The following is a 22879-nucleotide window of genomic DNA, read 5'->3' as shown; positions in this document are numbered from 1 at the left end:
GCCATAATGTGTCAACCATGTCCCCGCACATGTGTCCACCATGTGTCCGGTCCGTACAGGGCGTTTGCCAAAAGTGACCCGCTGTAAGAGCGGAACCCTAAGTGGCCGTTACCGCAGCAACGGATATGTACTCCACCCCCACCCCCAAAAAACCCCACTCATGACTCCTGGTAAAAACTCCTTTTCAGATTCAGCGGTTTTTCCAAAGGAACGACAAGCCGATACTCAACTCCATTGTTCACATCACTTCAGGAGTCACCCATGCCCATCCCCCCATTCGGCCTCGGCACGTTCCGCCTGCAAGGCCAGGTCGTCATCGACTCCGTCAGCACCGCCCTCGAACTGGGCTACCGTGTCATCGACACCGCGCAAATCTACGAAAACGAAGCCGACGTCGGCCAGGCCATTGCCCACAGCGGCATCCCCCGAGACGAGCTGTTTATCACCAGTAAAATCTGGATCGCCAACTTCGCCGAAGGCCAACTGATCCCAAGCCTCAAGGAAAGCCTGCGCAAGCTACAGACCGACTACCTGGACCTGACCCTGATCCACTGGCCATCCCCGGAAGACCAGGTACCCGTCGCCGAATTCATGGCCCAGTTGCTGGAAGCCAAGCGCCAGGGCCTGACCCGCCAAATCGGCATCTCCAACTTCACCGTCGACCTGATGAAGCAGGCGATTGAAGCCGTCGGCGCCGAGCACATCGCGACCAACCAGATCGAACTGCACCCGTACCTGCAAAACCGCACCGTGGTGGACTTTGCCCAAGCCCAGGGCATCCAGATCACCTCCTACATGACCCTGGCCTACGGCGAAGTGCTGAAGGACCCGGTGATCCAGCAGATCGCCACACGTCACCAAGCCACCCCGGCGCAGGTGACCCTCGCCTGGGCCATGCAACGGGGCTACGCGGTGATTCCGTCATCCACCAAACGCGCCAACCTGGCCAGCAACCTCAAGGCCCTGGACCTGACGTTGAGCGACGCCGACATGGCACAGATCGCCGGCCTGGAGCGCGGCCATCGCCTGACCAGCCCCAAAGGCATCGCGCCGAACTGGGACTAAACCCCAGGCGGGTTGCAATAGAGCGACAGCGTGTGATGCAACTGCCCCAGCGCCTCGTCCACCGCGGCGACAGCGCCGGCCAGTTCGTCATGGGCCTGTCGTTCGCAGGCACTCTCCAAAACCTCGCAACAGTCCATCAGCGCCTGGGCCTTGACCATCCGTGCACCGCCCTTGGTGCGATGGGCCAGGTCATGCAGCCGGGCAAAGTCTGCCGCGTGTTGCAACATCGCCAGTTGGCGATGATCGGCCTCAAGGCTGTCAAGCAACGGCGCCAGCAGCTCCTTGACCGCGTCGATATCGCCGCCGGTCAATTTCTCCAGAGCGCTCAAGTCCACCTTCGATGAGGCCTCACCCGGGACCACCGAGGGCGTGGCCGTGCGCGACGCCAGGGCCGCGCGCAAATCCTCAAGCCCGGTGGGTTTGAACAGGCAGCCGTCCATGCCCGCCTGCCGGCAACGCTCGACTTCCTCCGGCTGGGCATTGGCGGTAAACCCCAACAGCAGGCAGGGCGCCACACCGCGCTCATGCTCCAGGGTGCGGATATCCCGCGCCAGTTCGTAGCCGTCCTTGAACGGCATGTTGCAGTCGGTAATCACCCCGTCGAACTGCCCGGACAACCACAACTCAAGCCCCTCGACACCCTCCGCGGCGGTGGTGATGCGGTGCCCCAGGAAACGCAACTGCCGGGCCAGCAGCAACCGGTTGGCCGGGTAGTCATCCACCACCAGAATGCTCAGCGCGTGAGCCGGCGGGGTCGGCAGGGCCACGGATACCGGCGGTTTCAAGGCGGTGTCGACGACGGCCAGTTCCAGGGTGACGTCCACCCGGGTGCCCTGCCCCAACAGGCTGCTCAATTGCAATTGCCCGCCCATCATCTCGCACAGGTTGCGGCTGATGACCAGGCCCAGGCCCGAGCCACTGCGCGCCGATTGCGCAGCGTTGCTGCCCTGGATAAACGGGTTGAACAGGCGCTGCTGGTCTTCGACGCTGATGCCGATGCCGGTGTCCTCCACCCACAGCCTGAGGTTCAAGTACCCGTTGGTAATCGCCGATGAGCCGGCAGCACCAAGCCGCACCTGGCCCTGGGGGGTGAACTTGATGGCGTTGCTCAGCAAATTCGACACCACCTGTTTGAACCGCATCGGGTCCACCAGCACCCATCGATCAATCAGCGGGTCGAGTTCCACCTGCAATACCAACCCCTTGGCCCGTGCCAGGCCATCGAACACCCGCGCTACGGAGGTCAGCACCTCATGCAGGTTTGAAGGTTCCATGGCCAGGGACAGGTGGCCCGACTCGATGCGGGCGATGTCGAGGATGTCGCCGATCAACTCCAGCATGCCCTGTGATGCGTCGGCCGCCACCTCCAGCGCATCACGGTCAGCCCGGCCTTGCTCGGCGCCTTTCAAGGCCAGCTCAATCATGCCGATCACGGCGTTCATGGGGGTGCGTATTTCATGGCTCATGGTTGCAAGGAAGGTGGTCTTGGCGCGATTGGCCGCATCGGCGTCTTCCTTGGCCTCCTGTAACTGGCCCAGCAGGTGCTGCCTTTCGCTCACATCCACCCAACCGGCGATCATGCCCACCACCTGCTCATCACCGTCGCGGTACGGCAGCATCCAATGGTAGATCGTCAGGACCGTCCCTCCCGGTACCTTGAGCACGCGGTCATGGATCTGCGGCTCGCCCCGCTCCATCAGGCGCAGGTAGTCCTCATGAAAGGACTGGGCCTGGGGGCGGTTGCCGGTGTCGGCCTCGACCACGGTCTTGCCCACCACGTCCTCCAGCTTGAAACCGAACACGTCAAGGTAAGCACTGTTGCAGGCCATCAGCCGGCCCAGGCGGTCACGCACATAAATCGGATGGGGCGTGCCGTCGATCAGCGCACTCATAAAGCGCATCTGGTCGCTCAGGGCACGCTCGGCCTGGACCCGTTTGCGTATCAGGCTACGTAGATACATCGCCCAGCCCAGGGTGATCAGCAGCAACAGCGCCGCCAGGCCGAAACCCTGGATGATCGCGTTGCGGTGGCGCAGCCAGTAGCTGTCTTCAATCACTACTTCGCTGCGCCAATGACTGGTCAGCTCATCCATTTCCTGGGGCGTGATGCTCAGCAGCGCCTTGTCCAGGATCGAATACAACTCCAGTTGGCTGCGGTTGACGCCAAAGGCTATGCGGGCCGGTTCGGAGCCGATGGTGCTGGTCACCCGCAAGCGGTCACGGTACTCGCGGGCGATGATGTAACGCGCACCGATCAAGGTAATGACGGCCGCATCGGCGCTGCCGTTGGCCACCAGCGCCAGGCTCTGCTCGGGGTTCTCGGCGGTCACAAACCGGAGGGTGGGATAGTCCCGGGCGATGCTTTCCTGCTGGCTGTTGCCACTGAGCAGCGCCAGGCGCTTGCCGGTCATGTCTTCCAGGGTGAGCGGGCTGCCGGCGTCGGCACGACTGACCAGCACATACGGGTTGTTCAGGTAAGGCCGGGAAATACGCACCTTGTCCGCAGACTCGGCGCTGGGGGTCACCACGGCGATCATGTCGGCTGCGCCGGCGCGGACGTTGTCCAGCTGCTGGGGCAATGAGCTGCCGCTGACCACGTCGAATTTCAACCCGGTGCGCAGGCTGATGCGGGCCAGTACGTCGGCGCTCAAGCCTTCGAACTCGCCTTGTTTGTCGATAAACGAAATCGGCAGGAACTTGTCCAGTACGGCCACTTTTATCCGTGGATTTCTTTCCAGCCAACGTTGCTCGCTGGCGCTCAAGCGCAGCCGGTCCGCCCCCAGGAACCCCAGGTTGGCAGCATTCCAGCGCCGCAGGATTTCCATCTGCTCACTGGCGGGAATGACCGCCAGTGCCGCGTTGAAAATACGCAGCAGCCGGGTGTTGTCCCGGGAAAAGGCAAAGCCGAAAGGGTTCACTTCAAGTGACGAAAAATCGGCCATCCGAACGTTGTTCAGGTGGTTCCTGTTGATCAGGTAGTTGGTGCTGATGGCGTCCCCCAGGTAGACATCCGCCTGGCCGAACGCCACGGCGCCAATGGCCTCGAAGGATGACGGGAACAGCTGGAGCCGGGCATGGGGATAAAACGCCTGTACCGCATCAGGCTGCATATAGTGATAGAACATCGCCACACGCTTGCCCGCCAGGTCGGCGCTCAGGGTCTGGCTGTCGCCGGTACGGGTGACCAGGGTTGGCTGGTCCATGGCATAGGAGCGCGACAGCAACAGCTGCGGGTCTGCCGCTTCGTAGCCATTGGCCGAGCCCACCACGTCCACTTCACCGCGCTTGAGCGCGGTGATCACTTCATCGCGATTATCGTAGCGGCGCACGTCTATCTTGATGTTGAGCGCATCGCCGACCAGTGCCGCGTAATCTGCCGTGATCCCCTCAAGTTCATCGTTGCTGCTCAACTCGAACGGCGCGTAATCGGGCCCCGAGATCCCCATCAGCAAGCGCCGGCGCTCGCGTAGCCAGCGCCAGTCAGCGTCATCCAGCGCTGCGGCTGGGGTTTCGAGGAGGGAGTGCCCCAACAGGAAAAGGGGGCGAGGCTCAGCCAGCGCCGGGGTGTGTAGACAGAGCAGGCCCAGCAACAGGCTTGCACGGAGCCACAAGACCCGGAGCGTGGTCATCTCAGATCAGGTGATTGCGCTGGGCGAACTTGGACAAATGCACCACCGACGACATTCTGAGCTTCTCCTTCAGGCGGGTTTTATAGGTGCTGATGGTCTTGTGGCTAAGCAGCATGTCCTCGGAAATCTCTTTGTTGCCCAGCCCAAGGGCCAGCTTTTGCAGCACCGTCAACTCACGGTCGGACAGCTCCGCCACCAGGTCCTGCTCAGTGGACTGCAAATCGTCCCGGCGCACCGAACTGGTGGGCAAGCTGGGAAAGCAGCTGTAGTTGGACATCACAGCCTTTATGGCCTTTTGCAGCTCATCCAGCTCGCCGGTCTTGGCAACAAAGCCCATCGCGCCGGCGCGCATGCAACGGGTGGAAAAAAACACCGCCAGGTACGAGGTCAACACCAGGATTTTGCAGGGCAGGCCCAGCGCTTTGATCCGGCTGATCACCTCCAGGCCACCCAGCTTCGGCATGGCCAGGTCGAGGATGATCAGTTCGGGACGCTCCTCCCTGGCGATCTGCATGGCATCGGCGCCGTTGCCGGCCTCGTAGATCGTGTCGAAGCCTTCCTGTTTCAATAAATATCGAACGGTTGCGCGGATAAATGGGTGGTCATCCACGATTAAAGCTTTGCTCATAGGGCTCCCCTGGGAGAATTCAGTACCGTTGCACATCAAACGGGACCTATCTACCTGTGAGAAATACCAGTTCCGACGAACGGAGCTGAACATTCCTACAAACGATAGCCGGATCCCTTCCATTGAAAAACGCCTGGCCATGGGTAGCGGCACCGGGGTGCCTGGCTAGTCGCAAGCGCGCAACCTTACCAATGGAATGACGCAACAGCTGAAGGGATAGTCCCAGCTATATGTAGGACTTTTCCTCAATAGAAGCATAGTAAATAGCCGGCTCCCGGGGAGCCGACGCCGGCTAGTCGGTGGTACTCGGGCTCCAGAACGCCTGTACCACCAGGGCCGAGGTGGATATACGCGCCACCAGAGCGTCTAGTTCGTCACCGTCTACCGAGGTCACGGCCAGGGTGGCTTCGATTTCCACCTCTTCAGGACCAAAGGGGCGCACGTCCACATCACTGGCCGGGTAGTTGCAGCGGGCCAGTTCGGCTTCGAGCAAGGCCAATACGGCCTTTTGCTGGGTACGACGGGCCACCACATACAGAATGTTGGTCACCTCGGCCGATACCACGTCCAACGGCTGACGGTTGATGTTATTGACGATCGGCCGCAGCAAGGTGTTGGCCGCCAACACAAACAGCGTACCCAGCAGCGCTTCCAGGATCAGGTCGGCACCGGCACAGGCGCCCACCGCCGCCGACGCCCAGAGCGTGGCGGCGGTATTCAGCCCGCGCACGTTGCCTTCTTCACGCATGATCACGCCGGCACCGAGAAAACCGATGCCCGAGACCACATAGGCCACGACCCGCACCGCCCCTTCGGCGCCGCCCAGGCGGTTGGCCATGTCGACGAAAATCGCCGCCCCCACGGCCACCAGCACGTTGGTGCGCAAGCCCGCCGTGCGTTGGCGGTACTGGCGTTCAAAACCGATCAGCCCGCCGAGGATGAAAGCCGCGGTGAGGCTGACCAGCGTGTCCACCAGCGAGTTGAGGTTGATGTTGTTGATTGCTTGCATAGGACTCTTCCCTATTCATTACCCGCCAAACAGGCGGATGTAGAAACCTTCAGCGTCTGGGTCAACCGACAGGCGCGCGCGCAGTACCGCGATGCAAGGCATCACGTACGGTTAAGCGTCGATGAGAGGGAATTCGGGATCGGGCCAGGACTGGCCGCCACCGGGATGCCGCTTCTCGCTGTTGGGCGAGACAACGGCATCGGAAAAATGCGCGTTATCTTGCCAAGTATGTGCCGGTTATCGAGACCGGCCGACGACTGTCACTCGAACAAGTACCCACTGAGGGTCTCCGCTATTGATGAAAACGCGCGAAGCTTACGCTCCGATTTCAGGAGAGTAAACCGTAGGAAAATTTACCCGGTGGGTTTGGGCAGGTTCTTCAGGAAGGGTTCAGGTGGGTCTTCAAGCAAAGATATTGAACATGGAACCCATTAAATGTGGGAGCTGGCTTGCCGGCGATGGCGCAGTGTCAGCCAGCCGATTCATCACTGAACCACCGCCATCGCAGGCAAGCCAGCTCCCACACTGGAGGTGTACACCTGCAAATTCCGGGTGGACTGTCTATATCGCCCCGGGTCGATCACGGGCGATCCGTGACAGGTACTCGTCAACCTGCCCTCCATCCAGAGCCTTCACCTGAATGGAAACCCGATTCACCTGCCGCCCCATCTCTACCCCATCCCGGGTACGCACCTGAACATACCCAAGCCTGGGCCAAAAGCGCTCGGCCTTGGCATTCCCCACCACCACCGTCAGCCGCAACCAGCGCGCCCCAAGGCTCACCACCCATGCCTGGAAATCCGCATGCAACTGGTGCGCAAACCCGCTGCCGTGCAACGGCGTGGCCACCAACAACAGCCCGATATGCCACACCCCAACCGCCAGCAGATCAGACGCCACATTCACCACCGCCACCAGTTGCCCTTCAGCATCGCGGTAGCCAATCCAGTACATCCGCGTGTAGCTCCAGGTGTCAGGCAACTGAAGCGTCAACTCATCCCGTGCCTCCGTGGGCGTGGCAGGTTCACCATTCACTGCAAGGAAATACTCCGGCGCCGCCTCGAAAAAGCGCTGCAGCTCGGCCTCATCCTCAAGGGTCAGCTCCACCACCCGAATGCCCGCTATCGAACTGCGCGGCAATTCCACTGTTTCAACAACCTCCATGTTCATCGCTCCTCAATCATCCCGTGTGAGTACTTCCAGCAACTCAATCTCAAACCGCAGATTGCTGTTGGGCGTGATATGCGCGCCCATCGACCGTTCACCGTAAGCCAGGTGCGCCGGCACAAACAACGTGCGAATGCCGCCAACTTTCATGCCCATCAGGCCTTGGTCCCAGCCTTTGATAACGCGGCCGGTGCCGATCACGCATTGAAACGGCTTGCCGCGTTCCCATGAGGAATCGAACACCGTGCCGTCTTCGAGGGTGCCGGTGTATTGGGTGGTAATCAGGGCGCCCTTGACCACGGTTTTGCCGTCGCCGAGGCGGATGTCGGTGATTTGCAGTTCGTTGCTCATGGTGTTTTCTCGTTATCCAACGTCACAGCCAATGCCAGAAGCGGCTCCAGAAACCCCGTCCCAAATCGTTCTTGCAGCCCGCGTACTGCGCCGCGTACATCTGCGAACGCGCCTGCACCTTGCCGGCCACCGGCATCAGCCAGGCTTTGCTGGCATAGGTGCGCTGACGATAACCGCCCCAGCCTTCGTGGTAGTTCAGGTATTGGCCGTAGGCGTCGTATTTGTACACGCCGTTGATGGTGTAGGTCTTGTCCATGTACCAGCCGACAAAATCGATGGCGTCGTCAAAGTCCTGTCGGCTGGCGCCAGTACGACCGGTGCTTTTCTGGTAGTCGCTCCACACTTCATCCTTGGCCTGGGCGTAGCCGGAAGCCGTGGACACGCGACCCCAGGGGATGATCCACAACAGGTACTTACGCGGGGTCTTGGCGTCCTGTCGAAAGCCGGACTCCTGGTACATGATGGCGAACGGCACCTGGATCGGCACGCCCCAGCGCGCCTGGGTGACTTTGGCGGCATCGTACCAATCGTCTTTTTCGCGAAAGATGCCGCAGATGTCGTTGGGGGTGCGGGGCGGCGAGGTGCCGCAGCCGGCTAAAACGGCAGTGAGTAGCAACAGCCCTGCGGTTTTTACTGTGTTCAAAAGCTCACCGTCTCTTCGTGCGCGTAAAAAGCCGGCAGTTTACGCGCTCACCCGGGGTGATGCCGATATGGCATGACGAACTTTCATAATTGCGGGTCCAAACCGGGGTAAATCAGTGACATTTTCCCTTTCCTTTGCAGGACGCTTCCTAGAAAATCCTGACCCCTTGCGCCGCCCAAATCACATGGCTAGTCTCCGGCGGTCACTGCCAATTCAGTGACTCTGGTTTGGTAGACCACGATGTGATTAGGCGCTAGGCGCCCCCTTCTGCAAGGCGCTTTTTTTCGGCCCTGCGTTATGGTGGCCGTGCGTAGGGCACCTTCGGGTGCACCGGGTCCTAATCACCGGTCTACCAACCTGCGTACGGCCACCACCCTAAAATCGTTTGGTAGCGATGGTGGTGACCCTCCAACTTAGATTAGGAGTTGAACCATGGGCAAGATCGTTCCAGATCCACCTTTTACCCTTTCCGATAATTCCTCAGACCTTTGCGCAAAACACTCCGCGTACAAGCGTGCGCTGGACCACTACCTGAACCCTGCTCCCTCTCCCACAACGGAAGAACCAGCACTATTCGCCGTTGATCCGGATACCAGTTTTGAAAGCGCCCTCGCCCACACCAGTAGCTTGCTGCACTGTGCATCAGTCACCGCGCAGCAAGCCGGCGATCATCTGGACGGGACATCGCGAACCTTGGTGATTTCAGTGATGCACCTGGTGGATATGGCCCGCGTGATGGTGGATCGGGCGGTGGATTGTTTGCAGCCACGCTAACAATTGTGGCGAGGGGGCTTGTCCCCCGTTGGGGGGCATATCCGTTATTTAGGTAACGGCGGCCTAACGGCCGGCTTGAGTGTGTAGAAGCAAAAGCACAATCAAAAGCCAAAGCGGCCACGGTCAAGTGTGGGAGCGGGCTTGCTCGCGAAGAATCTGAGGGCGCCGCGTTCAATCAGAATGCCCGCGTCATCGTTAACGACCTTCGCGAGCAAGCCCGCTCCCACATTTGGACCGTGTTCGCTCTGGAGCTGGCTTTTGCTTTTAACACTCAAGCCGGCCGGTAGGCCGCTGTGATCTTGATCTGCGGGCCCCATTAACCACGGCAGGTCAGGTTTGGGTAACGACTGCCGTCAGTTCCAGTTCGAGCATTCCGTTACCGGGTAATCCCGCCACCCCCACCGCCGAGCGCGCATGCCGGCCACGTTCGCCAAACAACTCGATCAACAGCTGCGACGCGCCATCAACCACTTTGGAGAACCCCTGGAAACCTTCCCCACCCAACACAAACCCGCGAACAAACAGGATGCGCTCAACGTTCTCCAGCCCTACCGCCTGGTCCAGCACGCTCAACGCCCGCAGCACGCACGTCTGCCCCGCTTCGTTAACCAATGAAGGCAGCGTCTGGTCCGTCACCGGCCCGGTGATCACGTGGTCACCCTGCCGACACACCTGCCCGCTGACATACGCCACGCCGCCGTGAATCGTCACCGGCACGTAATCCCCCTTGGGGCGCAGCGCCTCGGGCAATTGCAGCCCCAGGGCCTTCAGTTTTTCGCGCACGTTCATGCCGGCTCCTCAACAAATTCCACAGGCCCGCCCAGCCAGCACCCTGCCACCTGCCCCGCTTCATCCCGGCGAAACCGCAGGGAGATTTGCGAAGGCCGGCCCATGGCCCGGCCCTGGCGGATATGCACCGGGCGTTCATCTGCCGTCACCAGGCCGTTCTCCAGCAAGCCAAACGCCAATGCCGCCGCCGCAATGCCGGTGGCCGCGTCTTCCGGGTAACCCGAGGACTTGGGGAATTGCCGGGCATCGAACTGCCGCCCTTCCAGGTCCGAGGGCGCGTACGGGTACAAGCCGGTGGAGCCGATGCGCTCGCACAGTTGCTGCATGCGCCGGTAATCCGGTTTCAGGCTGTCCAGCACCGCCACGCTTTTCAGGGCGATCAGGGTTTTCACCCGGCTGGTGCTGGCGTTCTGGATCGGCAGCGGCGCCAGTTCGTTGGAGGTGATGCCGAGCACCGACAGAATCTCGGCCTCGACCTCGGCGTCGTTCAGCACCTCGACCTGGCCCTTGGGCTGGCTGATTTCCACCTGGATATCCGGCGTGCCCGCAGCGGTGATCCGTGCATCCACCGGCCCGCTCAGCGTCGATAACGTCAGGCGATCCTTGTGCAGCATGCCCAGCTGATCCAGCAGCCACACCGCGCCCACGGTAGCGTGCCCGCACATTTCCATTTCGTGGTTGGGCACCCAGAAGCGCAAGGCAAAATCGAACTCGCTGCCGGCCGGTGCGGCAAATACAAAGCCGCACTCATGGCCGTAGTCGCGGGCGACTTGCTGCATGTCGGCATCGCTCATGCCATCGGCCACGGCCACGGTTGGCGCGGGGTTGCCGCCACGGGCAGTGGCGGGGAAAACATTGACCAGGTGAACCTCGGGCGTCATTTCGCCTCTCCCTGAAGGGTGGAAACAGTCGGCGCCACGGCGTCGACGATGGCGTTGGTGTAGACCTGCTGCGGGTCGAGTTTTACCGGGTCGTTCTCCACAGCGTTCATGAAGCGGATGTTTTTCTCAACACCGTCTTTTTCGATGCGGGGCGTTGCCGGGTAGGACGGCAGCGAGGCGGTCCAGGCGGCGTTGAAGATGGCCGCGTCGGTGTGGGCGAAATACGGGCGTACCGACTCGCGGGCCTTGTCCGGGTCGCTGGCGATCAGGTGCTCGGCACGCCACAGGGCGCGGACCATTTTCTCGGCGGTGGCCTTGTTGTTGGCCAGCCAGTCTTCGCGGGCAATCATCGCGGTGAAGAGGAAGCCGTCCAGGGGTTTGTATTCACCCTTGGCCAGGTCCATCAGCACAAAGCCGCCCTGTTTTTCAGCGGTGGTAATGGTGGGTGGCGACAGCGAGAAGCCGTTGATGCTGCCCTGGGAAAACGCCGCGAGCATGTTCGGCGCGCCGCCAATGGGCATGATGGTGAAGTCTTTGTCCGGGTTGAGGCCCGCGTCCTTGGCCAGGTAGCGCACCAGCATGTCGGTGGTGCTGCCGGGACCGGTGACGCCGATCTTCAAGCCCTTGAGGGCCTGGGCGCGGGCGGCCAGGGATGAGGTGGCCGACACGCCGGCCTTGTGCGCCGAGGCGCCATCGATCACTACGGTGCTGCCAAACTGGGTTTGCACGGCAGCGAACGCCTGGACGTTCTGGCCCTTGGTGCGTGCGCGCACCGCCACGGCGGGCAGGCCGACGTACGCATCGGCATCACGCCCCAACACGGCTGTCAGCGCTGCCGAGCCGCCTTTCTGAAACACGATGACGTCGACGTTCAGGCCTTCATCGGCGAAGTAGCCTTGTTTCTGCGCGACGTAGATCGGCACGTACAGGAAGCCTTCGCTGGGGAACGCCAGGGTGACTTTGTTCAGGTCCTGGGCCTGTGCGGCAGGCAGGATTGAAGCGAGTAAAGCGCTGGCGATGAACAGGGGTTTCAACATGATCAAGCTCCACAAAAATAAGGGGTTAAACCGCGATTTCACGTTCTGCTTCGTTGGCTTTCCACGGCATCAACTTGCGCTCGGCCAGCTTCACCGCGGTGTTCAGAATCAGCGCCAGGGCGATGATCCCCACCAGCGCGGCAAACACGCCGGCGGTGTCGAACTGCGAGGCCGCATCCGAGAGCAGGTAGCCCAGGCCACGGTTGGCGGCGATGATCTCGCCCACCAGCGCGCCGATCAGCGCATAGGGCACCGACAGACGCAGGCCGGTGAACACCCAGGTGAAGGCCGACGGGATCACCACCATGGTCAGCAGGTCGCGTTCCTTGGCGCCCATCAGGCGCAGGATGGTCAGTTGCTCGCGGGAGACGTTGCGCACGCCGCTGTAGGTGTTGAGGAACACCAGGAAGAACACCACGGCGGCCGTCAGGATGACTTTCATCGGCAAACCGATGCCGAACCAGAGGATGAACAGCGGTGCCAGCGCGACTTTCGGCAAGCTGTAGAACGCGGTCAGAAACGGGTCGAGGATGTCGGCCAGCAACTTGGCACGGCCCAGCACCAGACCGGCGATCAACCCGGCGAGGGAGCCGAAGAAGAAGCCCAGCACGGCCTCCAGGGTGGTGATGCCGGCGTGGTAGAAAAACACCCCGTTCATGAGGATTTTCCACAGGCTTTGCGCCACCGCCGAGGGCCGGCTGATGAAGAATTCCACGCCGAACCAGCGCGACACGCCTTCCCAGAACACCAGCAGGAACACCAGGAACAGCAAGCGATAGACCTGGATCATACGACCTCCAGCGAGTGGGCCAATGAAGCGGGATCGGCAGCGCCGGCGACGTCGGGCGCCAGGCGTTTCCAGAGGGCGGCGCAGAGTTCCACGTAGCGTGGATCGGAGCGCAATTGCACAAGGTTGCGTTCGCCGGTCAACGGGATATCAAGCACATGGTCGATAGTGCCCGGGCGACCGGCGAACACCACGCAACGGTCCGCCAACGCGATGGCTTCATCGACGTCGTGGGTGACGAACAGTACGGTCTTGTTGAGCGTGCGGCACAGGCGCAGGAGTTCGGTTTGCAGGGTCAGGCGCATTTGCGCATCGAGGGCGCCGAAGGGTTCGTCCATCAGCAGGGTTTCCGGGTCGCTGGCCATCAAGCGCGCCATGGCGGCGCGTTTGCGCATGCCGCCGGAAAGCTGGTTGGGGTAGCTTTCGCCGAAACCGGTGAGGCCTACCAGCGCCATCAGTTCCTCGACACGATTGTCGATTTGAGCCTTGGGCATGCGGCGGATTTGCAGCGGCACGGCGATGTTGCCGGCCACGGTGCGCCACGGCAGCAAGTGGTCGGCCTGGGTCATGTAGCCGACCCGGGTGTTCACGCCCTTGACCTCGGCGCCGTCGTAATGCACCTGGCCCTCGGTGGGGCCGAACAGGCCGGCGGTCATGTTGAGCAAGGTGGACTTGCCGCAACCCGACGGGCCCACCAGGGTGATGATTTCGCCCCGTTGCACCTGGAGCGTCACATTGCGCACGGCCACAAACTGGCGGCCCTCGACTTTGAAGCTTTTCTGCACCCCTGCGAAGCTGATAAAGGGTTTTGCACTCACCGCCCCTCCTCGTCCGGTAGGCCGGACTTGTTTGTGGTTGACGGGGTGAGGATGAACGGATGACAAATTTGTGGCGCACGGGATCGGGCCGGATCATGCGCGGGATCGGGACATCAAGTAGCCGGGGTTACAACTGACGAAACCAAATCAACTGTGGGAGCTGGCTTGCCTGCGATGCAGGCGACTCGGTTCGACAGATGCACCGAGTTGATGTTATCGCAGGCAAGCCAGCTCCCACAGTTGACCGGGTTGTGACGGGCTCAGCCGCGGCGCCACTCATCCGGCGACACACCCAGCACCCGGCGAAACACGTGCGCCAGGTGGGACGGTGATTCATAGCCGACGTTATTGGCGATCTCCAGCACCGACATGCGCGTGTGCCGCAACAGGGTCTGGGCCCGTTCCAGGCGCAGGCGCTGAACGTACGCCAGCACCGTCTCGCCGGTGTGCAGCGCGAACAGCCGGGTCAAGTGACGGCGGGACATGTGGAACGTCTCGGCGATCTCATCCAGCCCCGGCGCACGTTCGAGGTTGCCCTCCACGTAGGCCTTCACGTCACGCACCAGCATGGCGCCGTGGCGCTCGGTGGAGGAGCGTTGCAGGCTGGGTTGGCTGAGGGAAATCGCCAGGCATTCGAGCAGCAGCAAGTGATCGGCCTGGGCGACTTGCCGGCGGCGGTCGACGTACAGGTCGGGTTGGCTGAAGGCTTTTTTCGCCAGGAGCAGGTGGTGCAACGGCGCGGAGGTTTGCCAGATGCCCAGGGTGGGCACGCGCAGCAGCCGGTTGGCATCGCCGGACAGGTCACGCAGGGCGTAGTGCATGTAGTCGGGGTCGACGTAGAACGCCACGTGGCCCTGGCTGGTGGTGAGTGACGAGGAGGAATGGCTGCATTGCGGCGGCACCAGCACGAACTGGCGGTCGATCACCGAGGTGGCGCGCCCGCTGTCCTCGTCCTTGAAGCGCAACAGGCCGTGCTCGGGCACCATCAGCATGAATTCGTCGTGGGCGTGAGCCCCGGTTTCATAGGCGCCGTTGGAGTTGAAGACGCTGTAGATGTCGCGCATCGCCAGGCACTGCCAGTGGATGTTGGAGTGCTGACACTAGCATGTTTGGTGCCAGCCATCCCTGTGGGAGCTGGCTTGCCTGCGATGGCATCACCTCGGTCAACTGAAAGACCGAGGTGTTTGCATCGCGGGCAAGCCCGGCTCCCACAGTGGCCGCGTCGTTTAGGCCAGTGGTACGCGACGGGTGGAAATCGCCAGGCGACCTACGCCGAAGCTCAACGCCGCACCCAGCAGCAACATCAACAAGGTGCCCCACGCCGCATGGGACAGTTGCTTGGCGGCCACTTCACCGGCTTCGCGGGCTTTCTGTTCAGCCTGTTGCTTCAGTTCTTCAACCTTCTGCATGGCTTGCTGATAAGCCTGGGCATAGTTATCGACGATCTGGGTGGCTTCTGCCTGGCTCTTGCCGGTACGGGCCGCAACGATGTTGACCAGCGCCTGCTTGTCAGCTGCGTTCAACGCAGGTTCACCGGAGGCCTTGACCCGCTCGAACCATTGCTTCAATTCATCACCGGCCTGGGTCGGGTTGGTCGCGGCATCGTTGGCCGATTGCTTGCCGTCGGCGCTTGCCTGGTCGGCTTTTTGCTCAACGTTGGCCGGGTCCAGTTCAGGCTTGCCGCTCTGCTTGAGCAGCGTGTCGAACTGGCCTTGCAGGCTGTTCCAGTCCAGCTTGATGCCTTGCTCATCCAACTGCTGCTTGACGCTGTCGCTGATGCCCGGCGCCACGGCGGCGATACCGCTACCGGCAGCCGACAGGCCTTTGCCGACGACATTGCCCGCAGCCCCCACCACGCTGGTGGCCAGCGCGGCCAGCAGCCAGGTGGTCAACAAGGTGGTGATGGTCCAGCTCAGTACGCCATGCAGGCCGCCGCGATCCGGCGCGGTACGCCCGGCCACAAAGGCACCGGCGCCGATTGCCAGCAAGGTGGAGACAAACAGCCAGATCCCGGCACCGGTACCAAAACCGCTCAGCGGGTTACCGGCGGCCATCGGGTTCACGGCACTGGCGCCAATCGCGGTGCCCAGTACGCTCAATACCAGGTAGGTCACCAGGGCAATTGCACTACCGGCCAATACCGAGCCCCAGGAGACACGAAACAGCGAACGGTGGGTTTCATAGACAGTGGTCATGATCGATCCTTTGAACAGTGGGTAGGCGCTCAGTTTGGCGAGGCCCTCCCCTGCGGTCTCGGCACAATTGCACTAGGCGCACTGGTGCATTCGCACCCCGCGCCGGGTACTTTCTCTGCACTATCCTGAGCCCCGGGTGTCGTATTCCCTATGCGCCAGAAACCGCTCCCCTGTAGGAGCTGGCTTGCCAGCGATGGTCGTTAACGATGACGCGCACAGCCTGGAGGGTCGCGTTGCTGTTGAGCTTTTCGCTGGCAAGCCAGCGCCTACAGGGGGCGCAGGTGCCCTCAATCTTGGAGAAACCATGAGCCAGGCCGTCCTCGCCAAAGAAACCAACCGCCGCCAACTGCAGCAGATCATCTCCGGTTTGTCCGATGGAGTGATTCTTGCCGAGGTCGACCAGACCATCCTGTGGGCCAACGAAGCCGCGCTGCTGATGCACGGCGTCGAGAAAGTTGAAGAGCTGGGCGCCAATACCCAGGAATACGCCGCCCGCTTTGCCTTGCGTTATCGCAACAACCACCCGCTGGTGCTGGAAAACTACCCGATGAGCCGGGTGGCGGACGGTGAGGAATTCAGCGACGTGGTGGTGGAAGTCACGCCCACCGGCGACGACGAAAAGACCTGGGTGCATCGCCTGCGCAGCCTGGTGCTGACCGATGCCTCCGGTGAGCCGGAGCTGTTGGTGCTGATCCTCAGCGACGCCACCGAATGGGCCAGCGCCGAACAACGCTTCGAAAAAACCTTCAACGCCAACCCGGCGCCGGCGGTGATTTGCCGCTTGAGCGACCTGCGCTATATCAAGGTCAACCAGGGTTTCCTGGAGATGACCGGTTATAGCCGCGACCAGGTCATCGGCCGCTCGGTGTATGAACTGGACGTGTTGGAGCAAGCCGAAAACCGCGAGCTGGCGATCCAGCGCCTGGGTGACGGCGCGACCATCCCGCAGATGCAGGCCGAGCTGAAACTGCCCGAAGGCGGCAGCAAACTGGTGATCGTGGCCGGCCAGCCCCTGGACATGAACGAGGAAGACTGCATGCTGTTTTCCTTCACGGACCTTGAGCCCCGGCGCAAGGCCGAAACCGCCCTGCGCCAGAGTGAGGAACGCTTTGCCAAGTCGTTCCGGCTGACGCCCGTACCAACTCTGGTGTGCAACGCCGCCAACCGGCAAGTGGTGGACATCAACGAAGCCTTCATGAACATCACCGGCTACATCAGTGAGGAACTGATCGGAAAATCCATCGAAGACATCGACTTTATCGACAGCCCCCAGGCCAGCACGCAACTGTTCGCCACCCTGGAAAAAGCCGGCAACCTTGACGGCCTCGACCTGAAGATCCGCAAGAAAGGCAGCGAGGTGATCGACTGTGTGCTGTCCGCCGACACCGTCAGCATCCAGGACATCCCCTGCTACCTGCTGGTGCTGATGAACATCACCGAACGCAAGCGCTCCGAGCTGGAGCTGGTGGCCGCCATCGAGGAAGTGATGCAGGACGCCTCCTGGTTCAGCCAGACGCTGATTGAAAAACTGGCCAATGCCAAGAGCGTCAACAGCCCCAACCTACCGAACATTTCCTTCACCGACCTCACCGCCCGGGAGCGCGATGTGCTGGGCCTGATTTGCGAAGGCCTGGCCGACAAAGAGATCGCCTCGCGCCTGAAACTGGCGCCCAACACCGTGCGTAACCATGTGGCCACGGTGTACTCCAAGCTGGGAGTGCACAGCCGTAGTGCAGCCATCGTCTGGGCCCGTGAACGCGGGCTGTTTGCGGGTGAATTGCGGGTTAAAAAACCGAAATAAAGTGCAAATGCACTAGTGCGACCGGTGCAAATTCGCCTTATTGCGCGGGGGTGCACTGCTTAACCTTTAAGGGTGGGCACAGGGCTCTGGGTCCTGTGCTGTTGAGATGTCATGCCCTTTAAGGAATCCATCATGAAAAGCGAACAAGTCAAAGGTGCCGTCGAAAAAGTGGCCGGCAAGGCTCAAGGTTTTCTGGGTGATCTTACCGGTGACGAACAGCTCCAGGCCGAAGGTGTGGCCCGTCAGGCCGCTGGCCAATTGCAGCAAACCTACGGTGACGCGCTGGACACCGTCGGCGATTTCGCCAAGCAAAAACCCCTGGCTATCGTGGCTATTGTCGCCGGTGTCGGCCTGCTGCTGGGCCTGTTGCTGCGTCGTCGCTGAGGAGCGCCCTAATGTTTACGCTCTCCCAACTGCGCAACTGCATCGAAGAGGCCCTGTCGCCCCTGACCTGCGAGTTCACCCTGTGCCGTGACGCCTCGCTGACCCTCAAGGTCTTCGACGCCGAAAGTGGCCGGGTAGACCTGGTGGTCACCGGGATCAGCGTCAACAAGCTGCAGACCCCGCAGGAAGTGGAAAAGATGGTCGACGAGTTGCGCTACGAACTGCAGAGCAACACGGTCGGCAAAGTCACTCTGGATGATCTGCCGCTGCGTCCTCTGTAGGAGCGAGCTTGCTCGCGAAAAATACCCAGACACCACGTCCACTAAGGCGTGGCGCGTTATCGTTAACGACCTTCGCGAGCAAGCTCGCTCCTACAGTATTCAGCGGGCCTTCAACGACGCCCCGATAAAATAGAACACCCCTCCTCCGACGATAAACGCTGCCAACATGTAGAACATGTAGTGGGCCGGCAGGCTGGCCAGCACCAGCCCGCACAGCACCGGCCCCAAGGCAGCGCCAAGGTTGGAGAGGTTTTGCGCGCCGTAGTACATGCCCCGCAGGTGGTCCGGGGCGATGCGGTCGATAAACATGTACTCGGCCGGGAACACCACGATTTCCCCCACGGTGAAAATCGCCATCGCCAGGACCCACCACCACACGTTGCTCGCCAGGGCAAAGCCCACCACCCCCAGCATGAACATGCCCAGGCCGAAGATCAGCCACTGGCTCAGGTAGCGGTGGGAAATCCGTCGGCCAATCGCGTATTGCAGGGCGATCACCAACACCGCATTGGTGGTGAGGACCGCGCTGATGATGGTGTAGGTGTATTCGGCGGTGGTGGTGGTCACCAGGTACTGCGAGAGGTACGCGGTGAACTGGCCGAACACCACGGCACTGAGCAAGCCGCCGAGGGTGAAGCACACCAGCCGGTGATCCCGCAGCAATACGCGGCCCACGGCCAGGAACGACACCGGCTTTTGCGAGGTGTCGACGGTGGCCAAGGTGCGGTCACCCCAACGCCAATACAGCAGGAAAAACCCCAGGCCCAAGAGCGCCGAGAGGATAAACGGCAAGCTGATATCGAGCTTGGCCACCATCGCGCCAAAAAACGGCCCCACCGCGTAACCGATATTGGTCAGGGTGTACTTGATGGAGAACGCCTCACTGCGCTCATTCTCCGGCAACAGGCTGGCAAACCCGGATTTGATCGCGATGTCGATCACCGCATACGCCAGGTTGATCAGGATCAGGCAGCTGTAGAACGACCAGACTTCCCGGGCCAGCACCGTGCCGACAAACCCCAGGGCAAACACCACGCTCAGGCTGAGCAACAGCCGATAACTGTTGATGCGGTCCACCAGGAAGCCGCCGTACACGCTGAGCAGGGAACCGACGATCAGCGAGCTGCCGATCACCAGGCCGACCTGGCTGATGCTCAGGGCAAAGTGGTTGGTAAGGTAGATAACCAGGTAGGGAAACGTGATGGCCTTGGCCAGGGTGAGGATCAGCGTGGCCGACAACAACAGGTTCACGGTCCGCGGGTAATTTCTTATTGTGGCAAGCATCCTGCTCTCATTCTGATCAAGGTAAAGGGGCTATTGCGGCCCGCAAGCGGACCAACCTTAACGCAAAACAAGAAAGAAAAATGCGGGTCTATGCACTTATGCAAAAAACAAATGCAGCGGGATGAGGGCGCAGCCGCTCACCCCGCCGACGGGTTACTTTTTAACCGGAGTGATCTCGAGAATCGTGCCGTTGGTGGTTTTGAGCAACACGTACTTGTCGTTCACACGGGCCCACTGGCTGTCGTCTTCCGGCTGTTTCAAGCCATGTTTCTTCCAGTCGGCAATGGCGGACTCCTTGCGCATCAGGATGTCCGGCGCGCGGTCGCCCGCCTTGAGATCACGGGTATTGATATTTGAAGGCTGCACCGTGTTCTGCGTGGTATCCGCGGCCTGGACGGTAAGGCTGGCGGCAGACAGGCTCGCGGCGACCAGCAGGCAGGCAACAAGGGATTTGGACTTCATGGGCACTTCCTTCAATGAATGACGCGTAAAGATTCCGACCGCAGGCGCGTGGAATCATTCAGCGCAGTGATTGAGGCGGCAGATGGACGGGCCACCAACGACCGGGCCGGCGATTAATCAGATAAGATTGGTTCTTTTTTCCGCTGCTCAGGATCTCCAATGACTGGTACCCACGTCATCATCATTTTCGTGACCGTTGTCACCTTGCTCGCGCTTTACGTGTTCGGCACCTACAAGGAACTGGTGTCGTTGCTTGATCGTTGCAAAAAAGCCTTCGGCCAATTCAAGGAGGCCGAACAACAATTGGCGGCGGCTCAAAATGCCCCGTCACCCGATGCGGAAATCGCCAGCCTGGAAAGCCGCGTCGCGTTCACCCGCCAGCTGTTCCACGACTCGGTCAACAACTACAACACCTACAAGCACAAGTCGCCGACGTCGGTGGTGGCTGAACTGCTGGGGCATCGTGAGGATGCGAGCCTGTCGGGGTTTGAGGTCAAGCGTACGGTCTGAACCCGCCGACGCCTACACAGGCGCACGCTGACAGGTCGGCGTGCCCTGATGAAACACCATCTGCCACTGCCCGCCACTCTCGCGCCACACCGAACTGCGCAACGACTCCCCTGCCGCATTGGCCTCGGTCGCCGCCCGTTGGCAACGATAGGTCACCAACGCCACGCCTTCGGCCAGCATCTTCAACGCAAAGTCACTGATGCGACGGGCTGAGAACACCTCATCCTGCAGCCCCTCGATCACCTCGGCCTTGCTGGCCCACACATTGCCACTGGCACCAAATTCCACGAAATCATCCGCCAGCAACACCGACAACCGCGCGGCATCCGCACGGGTGGTGCATTGATGCAGTTCTTGTTCAAGGCTGCGTAAATGCTCCGACAACTCCATACCCATTGCCTCCATGAAATTAATCCTGTAATTTTTCATGAAATTTCTTGATAAGAATTTCACGAACCCCCCATGGACAAGCAAGAAGAACTGGACGCCCTGGCGATCCTGATCCACGACCTGCGCAAGCACAAGAAGCTCACCTTGGCGCAACTCGCGCAAAAGATCGAGCGCTCCGTGGGTTTCCTGTCCCAGGTTGAACGCGGCCTGTCGCGCCCTACCGTGGCCGATTTGACTGCCATCAGCCACGCCCTCGGTGTGCCCACCACCTATTTCTACAGCCTGTCCAAACCCAAGGCGCTGGACTGGGTCACCCGCCCGAATGAGCGGCGCACGGTGTACTACGCCAACGGCATCACCGACATCCTGGTGTCGCCGAGCATGCACGGCGCGTTCTCGATGCTCGACAGCCAATTGGCCCCCGGTGCCAACAGTGGCGAACAGACCATGAGCGACCGCGCCGAACAGGCCGGTTATGTGCTGGAAGGCGAGTTGACGCTGTGGGTCGAAGGCGAGGCCGACTCGGTCACCCTGCGCCCCGGCGACAGCTTCCACCTGGCCAGTTTCGCCCACTGCCGCTATGGCAACCTGACCGACCTGCCAGCCCGTGTGCTGTGGGTCTACAACTAGGAGCAACACCCGTGAAAAGCCATGCTTCCACGCTTTTGGCCGAAGTCCGGACCTTTCGCCAGAACCATCCCGATGTGCGCTACGTCGACCTGATTGCCCTGGACATTCCCGGGCATTTCTACGGCAAGCGCTACCCGGTGGAGATGCTGGAAAAGGTCGCCGCCGGCAGCCCGCTGAAGCTGCCGCAGAACGCGGTATTGCTGGGTGCCCAGGGCGGCCTGTTCAAGATCGGCGACTACTGCTTTCACGACGGCGACCCCGACGCCAACCGCCGCCTGGTGCCCGGCACCCTCAAGCCGGTGAGCTGGGAAGCGCAGCCCCTGGGGCAGATGCTGATCACCTCCGACGGCACCGAAGCGCCGATTGAATTCGAACCCCGGGAAGTGCTGGCCAAGGTGCTGGAGCGCCTGCACCGCAAAGGCATTCACCCGGTGGTGGCGTTTGAGCTGGAGTTCTACCTGTTCGACAAAAAGCTCAGCGACGGCCTGCCGCAATTTGCCCGCGACCCGCTGAGTGACGACGCCGACGACCAGCCCAACCTGCATATCGAACGGCTGTCGCGCTTCGCGCCGGTGCTGGATGACATGGTCGAGACCGCCAAGGCCCAAGGCATCGACATCACGGTGATCACCGCCGAGTTGGGCCCCGGCCAGTTCGAGATCAATTTCGGCCACCTGGAAGACGGCCTGCGCGCCGCCGACTGGGCCGCCCTGTTCTGCCGCAGCACCCGGGGCGTGGCCCTCAAGCACGGTTATCGCGCCAGCTTCATGGCCAAGCCTTACCTGCAACACCCCGGCAGCGGCATGCACGTGCACGTCAGCCTGTACGACGCGGCGGGCAATAACCTGCTGGCGGCGCACCAGCAGAAGCCGTTGCGCCACGCCGTGGCCGGCTGCCTGGCGCTGTTGCCCCACTGCATGCCGATCTTCTCGCCCAACCACAACGCCTTCCGCCGCCTGGGTGGCACGGTGAACGCGGCGACCCGCGCGTGCTGGGGGTTTGAGGACCGCGACGCGTGTGTACGCATCCCCGAATCGGACCCGCGCAACCTGCGCATCGAACATCGCCTGGCCAGTGCCGATGCCAACCCGTACCTGGTGCTGGCGGCGATTCTGGTGGGGCTTGAGCATGGCCTTGACGCTGCCAAAGAGCCCTTCGCCCCGCTGAACGAAGACCGCAACAGCGGCACGGACTTCCCCCTGGAAATGCTTGAAGCCGTGCGCGCCATGCAGCCTCAGCCGGCACTGCGTGAAGGCCTGGGTGCAGAGTTTGTCGACGTGTATTGCGAAAACAAACGTCAGGACCATCTGGCATTCCAGCAGGAGATTCATGCGCGGGAATATCGCTGGTATCTGTAGGCGCCG

The 22879-nt window shown here is 61.4% G+C and carries 24 protein-coding genes; 8 read left to right on the top strand and 16 right to left on the bottom strand.

Annotation, left to right across the window (positions count from 1 at the left end; translation table 11 throughout):
* Positions 1-261: 261 nt before the first annotated feature.
* Positions 262-1065, top strand: a complete 804-nt coding sequence (gene dkgB / locus HX855_RS01435; protein ID WP_177089576.1) for a 2,5-didehydrogluconate reductase DkgB — start codon at positions 262-264, stop codon at positions 1063-1065.
* Here dkgB and HX855_RS01430 read toward each other — a convergent pair.
* From HX855_RS01430 to HX855_RS01405, 6 genes are all read right to left on the bottom strand, one after another.
* Positions 1062-4694 (bottom strand): transporter substrate-binding domain-containing protein, encoded by a 3633-nt coding sequence (locus tag HX855_RS01430; protein WP_177089577.1) that lies wholly within the window; start codon positions 4692-4694, stop codon positions 1062-1064. The genes dkgB and HX855_RS01430 overlap by 4 nt on opposite strands.
* Before the next feature lies 1 nt (position 4695).
* Positions 4696-5322 (bottom strand): response regulator transcription factor, encoded by a 627-nt coding sequence (locus tag HX855_RS01425; protein ID WP_177089578.1) that lies wholly within the window; start codon positions 5320-5322, stop codon positions 4696-4698.
* Between the two features lie 292 nt (positions 5323-5614).
* Positions 5615-6331 (bottom strand): MgtC/SapB family protein, encoded by a 717-nt coding sequence (locus HX855_RS01420; RefSeq protein ID WP_017475457.1) that lies wholly within the window; start codon positions 6329-6331, stop codon positions 5615-5617.
* Positions 6332-6892: 561 nt separating this feature from the next.
* On the bottom strand, positions 6893-7495 hold the full coding sequence (locus tag HX855_RS01415) for a GNAT family N-acetyltransferase (RefSeq protein WP_177089579.1): 603 nt from the start codon (positions 7493-7495) through the stop codon (positions 6893-6895).
* Positions 7496-7507: 12 nt separating this feature from the next.
* Entirely contained in the window at positions 7508-7849 is a 342-nt protein-coding gene (locus HX855_RS01410) for an FKBP-type peptidyl-prolyl cis-trans isomerase (protein WP_177089580.1), read from the bottom strand.
* Between the two features lie 22 nt (positions 7850-7871).
* Positions 7872-8492 (bottom strand): hypothetical protein, encoded by a 621-nt coding sequence (locus HX855_RS01405; protein WP_177089581.1) that lies wholly within the window; start codon positions 8490-8492, stop codon positions 7872-7874.
* A gap of 432 nt (positions 8493-8924) precedes the next feature.
* Here HX855_RS01405 and HX855_RS01400 point away from each other — a divergent pair, with 432 nt between their 5' ends.
* Complete coding sequence (locus HX855_RS01400) at positions 8925-9266, top strand: DUF6124 family protein (RefSeq protein ID WP_177089582.1); 342 nt, start codon at positions 8925-8927, stop codon at positions 9264-9266.
* 330 nt (positions 9267-9596) lie between these two features.
* Here HX855_RS01400 and HX855_RS01395 read toward each other — a convergent pair whose 3' ends face one another.
* From HX855_RS01395 to HX855_RS01365, 7 genes are all read right to left on the bottom strand, one after another.
* Positions 9597-10055: a RidA family protein gene (locus tag HX855_RS01395; RefSeq protein WP_177089583.1), complete on the bottom strand. Its 459-nt coding sequence runs from the start codon at positions 10053-10055 to the stop codon at positions 9597-9599.
* The gene (locus tag HX855_RS01390; RefSeq protein WP_177089584.1) at positions 10052-10936 is read right to left on the bottom strand and encodes a PhzF family phenazine biosynthesis protein; all 885 of its coding nucleotides are present in this window, start codon (positions 10934-10936) and stop codon (positions 10052-10054) included. The genes HX855_RS01395 and HX855_RS01390 overlap by 4 nt, the downstream gene beginning before the upstream one ends.
* Positions 10933-11973, bottom strand: coding sequence for an ABC transporter substrate-binding protein (locus HX855_RS01385; protein ID WP_177089585.1), 1041 nt, complete (start codon positions 11971-11973; stop codon positions 10933-10935). Before HX855_RS01385 ends, HX855_RS01390 begins: the two co-directional genes overlap by 4 nt.
* Before the next feature lie 25 nt (positions 11974-11998).
* Positions 11999-12763, bottom strand: coding sequence for an ABC transporter permease (locus tag HX855_RS01380; protein WP_177089586.1), 765 nt, complete (start codon positions 12761-12763; stop codon positions 11999-12001).
* Positions 12760-13578, bottom strand: coding sequence for an ABC transporter ATP-binding protein (locus tag HX855_RS01375; protein ID WP_177089587.1), 819 nt, complete (start codon positions 13576-13578; stop codon positions 12760-12762). The genes HX855_RS01380 and HX855_RS01375 overlap by 4 nt, the downstream gene beginning before the upstream one ends.
* 260 nt (positions 13579-13838) lie before the next feature.
* Positions 13839-14642: an AraC family transcriptional regulator gene (locus HX855_RS01370; RefSeq protein ID WP_177089588.1), complete on the bottom strand. Its 804-nt coding sequence runs from the start codon at positions 14640-14642 to the stop codon at positions 13839-13841.
* A gap of 162 nt (positions 14643-14804) precedes the next feature.
* Positions 14805-15773 (bottom strand): hypothetical protein, encoded by a 969-nt coding sequence (locus HX855_RS01365; protein WP_177089589.1) that lies wholly within the window; start codon positions 15771-15773, stop codon positions 14805-14807.
* Positions 15774-16077: 304 nt separating this feature from the next.
* On the opposite strand from HX855_RS01365, the gene HX855_RS01360 reads away from it, so the two are divergent.
* The 3 genes from HX855_RS01360 to HX855_RS01350 all read left to right on the top strand — a co-directional run bounded on the left by HX855_RS01360 (position 16078) and on the right by HX855_RS01350 (position 18239).
* Positions 16078-17574, top strand: a complete 1497-nt coding sequence (locus tag HX855_RS01360; protein WP_177089590.1) for a PAS domain S-box protein — start codon at positions 16078-16080, stop codon at positions 17572-17574.
* 132 nt (positions 17575-17706) lie between these two features.
* The gene (locus HX855_RS01355; RefSeq protein WP_177089591.1) at positions 17707-17958 is read left to right on the top strand and encodes a CsbD family protein; all 252 of its coding nucleotides are present in this window, start codon (positions 17707-17709) and stop codon (positions 17956-17958) included.
* An 11-nt stretch (positions 17959-17969) separates the two neighbouring features.
* Entirely contained in the window at positions 17970-18239 is a 270-nt protein-coding gene (locus HX855_RS01350; protein WP_010172236.1) for a DUF1652 domain-containing protein, read from the top strand.
* A 99-nt stretch (positions 18240-18338) separates the two neighbouring features.
* On the opposite strand, the gene HX855_RS01345 is transcribed toward HX855_RS01350, so the two are convergent.
* Together HX855_RS01345 and HX855_RS01340 are read right to left on the bottom strand one after the other, a co-directional pair.
* Positions 18339-19523, bottom strand: a complete 1185-nt coding sequence (locus HX855_RS01345; RefSeq protein ID WP_177089592.1) for an MFS transporter — start codon at positions 19521-19523, stop codon at positions 18339-18341.
* Positions 19524-19676: 153 nt separating this feature from the next.
* Positions 19677-19985, bottom strand: coding sequence for an RcnB family protein (locus HX855_RS01340; RefSeq protein ID WP_177089593.1), 309 nt, complete (start codon positions 19983-19985; stop codon positions 19677-19679).
* 159 nt (positions 19986-20144) lie between these two features.
* Here HX855_RS01340 and HX855_RS01335 point away from each other — a divergent pair, with 159 nt between their 5' ends.
* The gene (locus tag HX855_RS01335) at positions 20145-20495 is read left to right on the top strand and encodes a LemA family protein (RefSeq protein ID WP_177089594.1); all 351 of its coding nucleotides are present in this window, start codon (positions 20145-20147) and stop codon (positions 20493-20495) included.
* Positions 20496-20507: 12 nt separating this feature from the next.
* Here HX855_RS01335 and HX855_RS01330 read toward each other — a convergent pair whose 3' ends face one another.
* Positions 20508-20900: a DUF4440 domain-containing protein gene (locus HX855_RS01330; protein ID WP_256353089.1), complete on the bottom strand. Its 393-nt coding sequence runs from the start codon at positions 20898-20900 to the stop codon at positions 20508-20510.
* A 57-nt stretch (positions 20901-20957) separates the two neighbouring features.
* Here HX855_RS01330 and HX855_RS01325 point away from each other — a divergent pair, with 57 nt between their 5' ends.
* Both HX855_RS01325 and HX855_RS01320 read left to right on the top strand, forming a co-directional pair.
* Positions 20958-21515, top strand: coding sequence for a helix-turn-helix domain-containing protein (locus tag HX855_RS01325; protein WP_177089595.1), 558 nt, complete (start codon positions 20958-20960; stop codon positions 21513-21515).
* Between the two features lie 11 nt (positions 21516-21526).
* Positions 21527-22873: a glutamine synthetase family protein gene (locus HX855_RS01320; RefSeq protein WP_177089596.1), complete on the top strand. Its 1347-nt coding sequence runs from the start codon at positions 21527-21529 to the stop codon at positions 22871-22873.
* The last annotated feature ends 6 nt before the right edge of the window (positions 22874-22879 follow it).

The sequence above is a fragment of the Pseudomonas sp. IPO3778 genome (assembly GCF_013386825.1).
Taxonomy (GTDB): Bacteria; Pseudomonadota; Gammaproteobacteria; order Pseudomonadales; family Pseudomonadaceae; genus Aquipseudomonas.
The sequence above is the reverse complement of the archived record's forward strand: the minus strand, read 5'-3'. Positions and strand labels throughout refer to the sequence as shown.

Excerpts from the sequence above, each read along its gene's own strand:
- dkgB (WP_177089576.1), top strand. The coding sequence starts at position 262 with ATGCCCATCCCCCCATTCGGCCTCGGCACGTTCCGCCTGCAAGGCCAG.
- HX855_RS01430 (WP_177089577.1), bottom strand. The coding sequence starts at position 4,694 with ATGACCACGCTCCGGGTCTTGTGGCTCCGTGCAAGCCTGTTGCTGGGC.
- HX855_RS01425 (WP_177089578.1), bottom strand. The coding sequence starts at position 5,322 with ATGAGCAAAGCTTTAATCGTGGATGACCACCCATTTATCCGCGCAACC.
- HX855_RS01420 (WP_017475457.1), bottom strand. The coding sequence starts at position 6,331 with ATGCAAGCAATCAACAACATCAACCTCAACTCGCTGGTGGACACGCTG.
- HX855_RS01415 (WP_177089579.1), bottom strand. The coding sequence starts at position 7,495 with ATGGAGGTTGTTGAAACAGTGGAATTGCCGCGCAGTTCGATAGCGGGC.
- HX855_RS01410 (WP_177089580.1), bottom strand. The coding sequence starts at position 7,849 with ATGAGCAACGAACTGCAAATCACCGACATCCGCCTCGGCGACGGCAAA.
- HX855_RS01400 (WP_177089582.1), top strand. The coding sequence starts at position 8,925 with ATGGGCAAGATCGTTCCAGATCCACCTTTTACCCTTTCCGATAATTCC.
- HX855_RS01395 (WP_177089583.1), bottom strand. The coding sequence starts at position 10,055 with ATGAACGTGCGCGAAAAACTGAAGGCCCTGGGGCTGCAATTGCCCGAG.
- HX855_RS01390 (WP_177089584.1), bottom strand. The coding sequence starts at position 10,936 with ATGACGCCCGAGGTTCACCTGGTCAATGTTTTCCCCGCCACTGCCCGT.
- HX855_RS01385 (WP_177089585.1), bottom strand. The coding sequence starts at position 11,973 with ATGTTGAAACCCCTGTTCATCGCCAGCGCTTTACTCGCTTCAATCCTG.
- HX855_RS01380 (WP_177089586.1), bottom strand. The coding sequence starts at position 12,763 with ATGATCCAGGTCTATCGCTTGCTGTTCCTGGTGTTCCTGCTGGTGTTC.
- HX855_RS01370 (WP_177089588.1), bottom strand. The coding sequence starts at position 14,642 with ATGCGCGACATCTACAGCGTCTTCAACTCCAACGGCGCCTATGAAACC.
- HX855_RS01365 (WP_177089589.1), bottom strand. The coding sequence starts at position 15,773 with ATGACCACTGTCTATGAAACCCACCGTTCGCTGTTTCGTGTCTCCTGG.
- HX855_RS01360 (WP_177089590.1), top strand. The coding sequence starts at position 16,078 with ATGAGCCAGGCCGTCCTCGCCAAAGAAACCAACCGCCGCCAACTGCAG.
- HX855_RS01355 (WP_177089591.1), top strand. The coding sequence starts at position 17,707 with ATGAAAAGCGAACAAGTCAAAGGTGCCGTCGAAAAAGTGGCCGGCAAG.
- HX855_RS01350 (WP_010172236.1), top strand. The coding sequence starts at position 17,970 with ATGTTTACGCTCTCCCAACTGCGCAACTGCATCGAAGAGGCCCTGTCG.
- HX855_RS01345 (WP_177089592.1), bottom strand. The coding sequence starts at position 19,523 with ATGCTTGCCACAATAAGAAATTACCCGCGGACCGTGAACCTGTTGTTG.
- HX855_RS01340 (WP_177089593.1), bottom strand. The coding sequence starts at position 19,985 with ATGAAGTCCAAATCCCTTGTTGCCTGCCTGCTGGTCGCCGCGAGCCTG.
- HX855_RS01335 (WP_177089594.1), top strand. The coding sequence starts at position 20,145 with ATGACTGGTACCCACGTCATCATCATTTTCGTGACCGTTGTCACCTTG.
- HX855_RS01330 (WP_256353089.1), bottom strand. The coding sequence starts at position 20,900 with ATGGAGGCAATGGGTATGGAGTTGTCGGAGCATTTACGCAGCCTTGAA.
- HX855_RS01325 (WP_177089595.1), top strand. The coding sequence starts at position 20,958 with ATGGACAAGCAAGAAGAACTGGACGCCCTGGCGATCCTGATCCACGAC.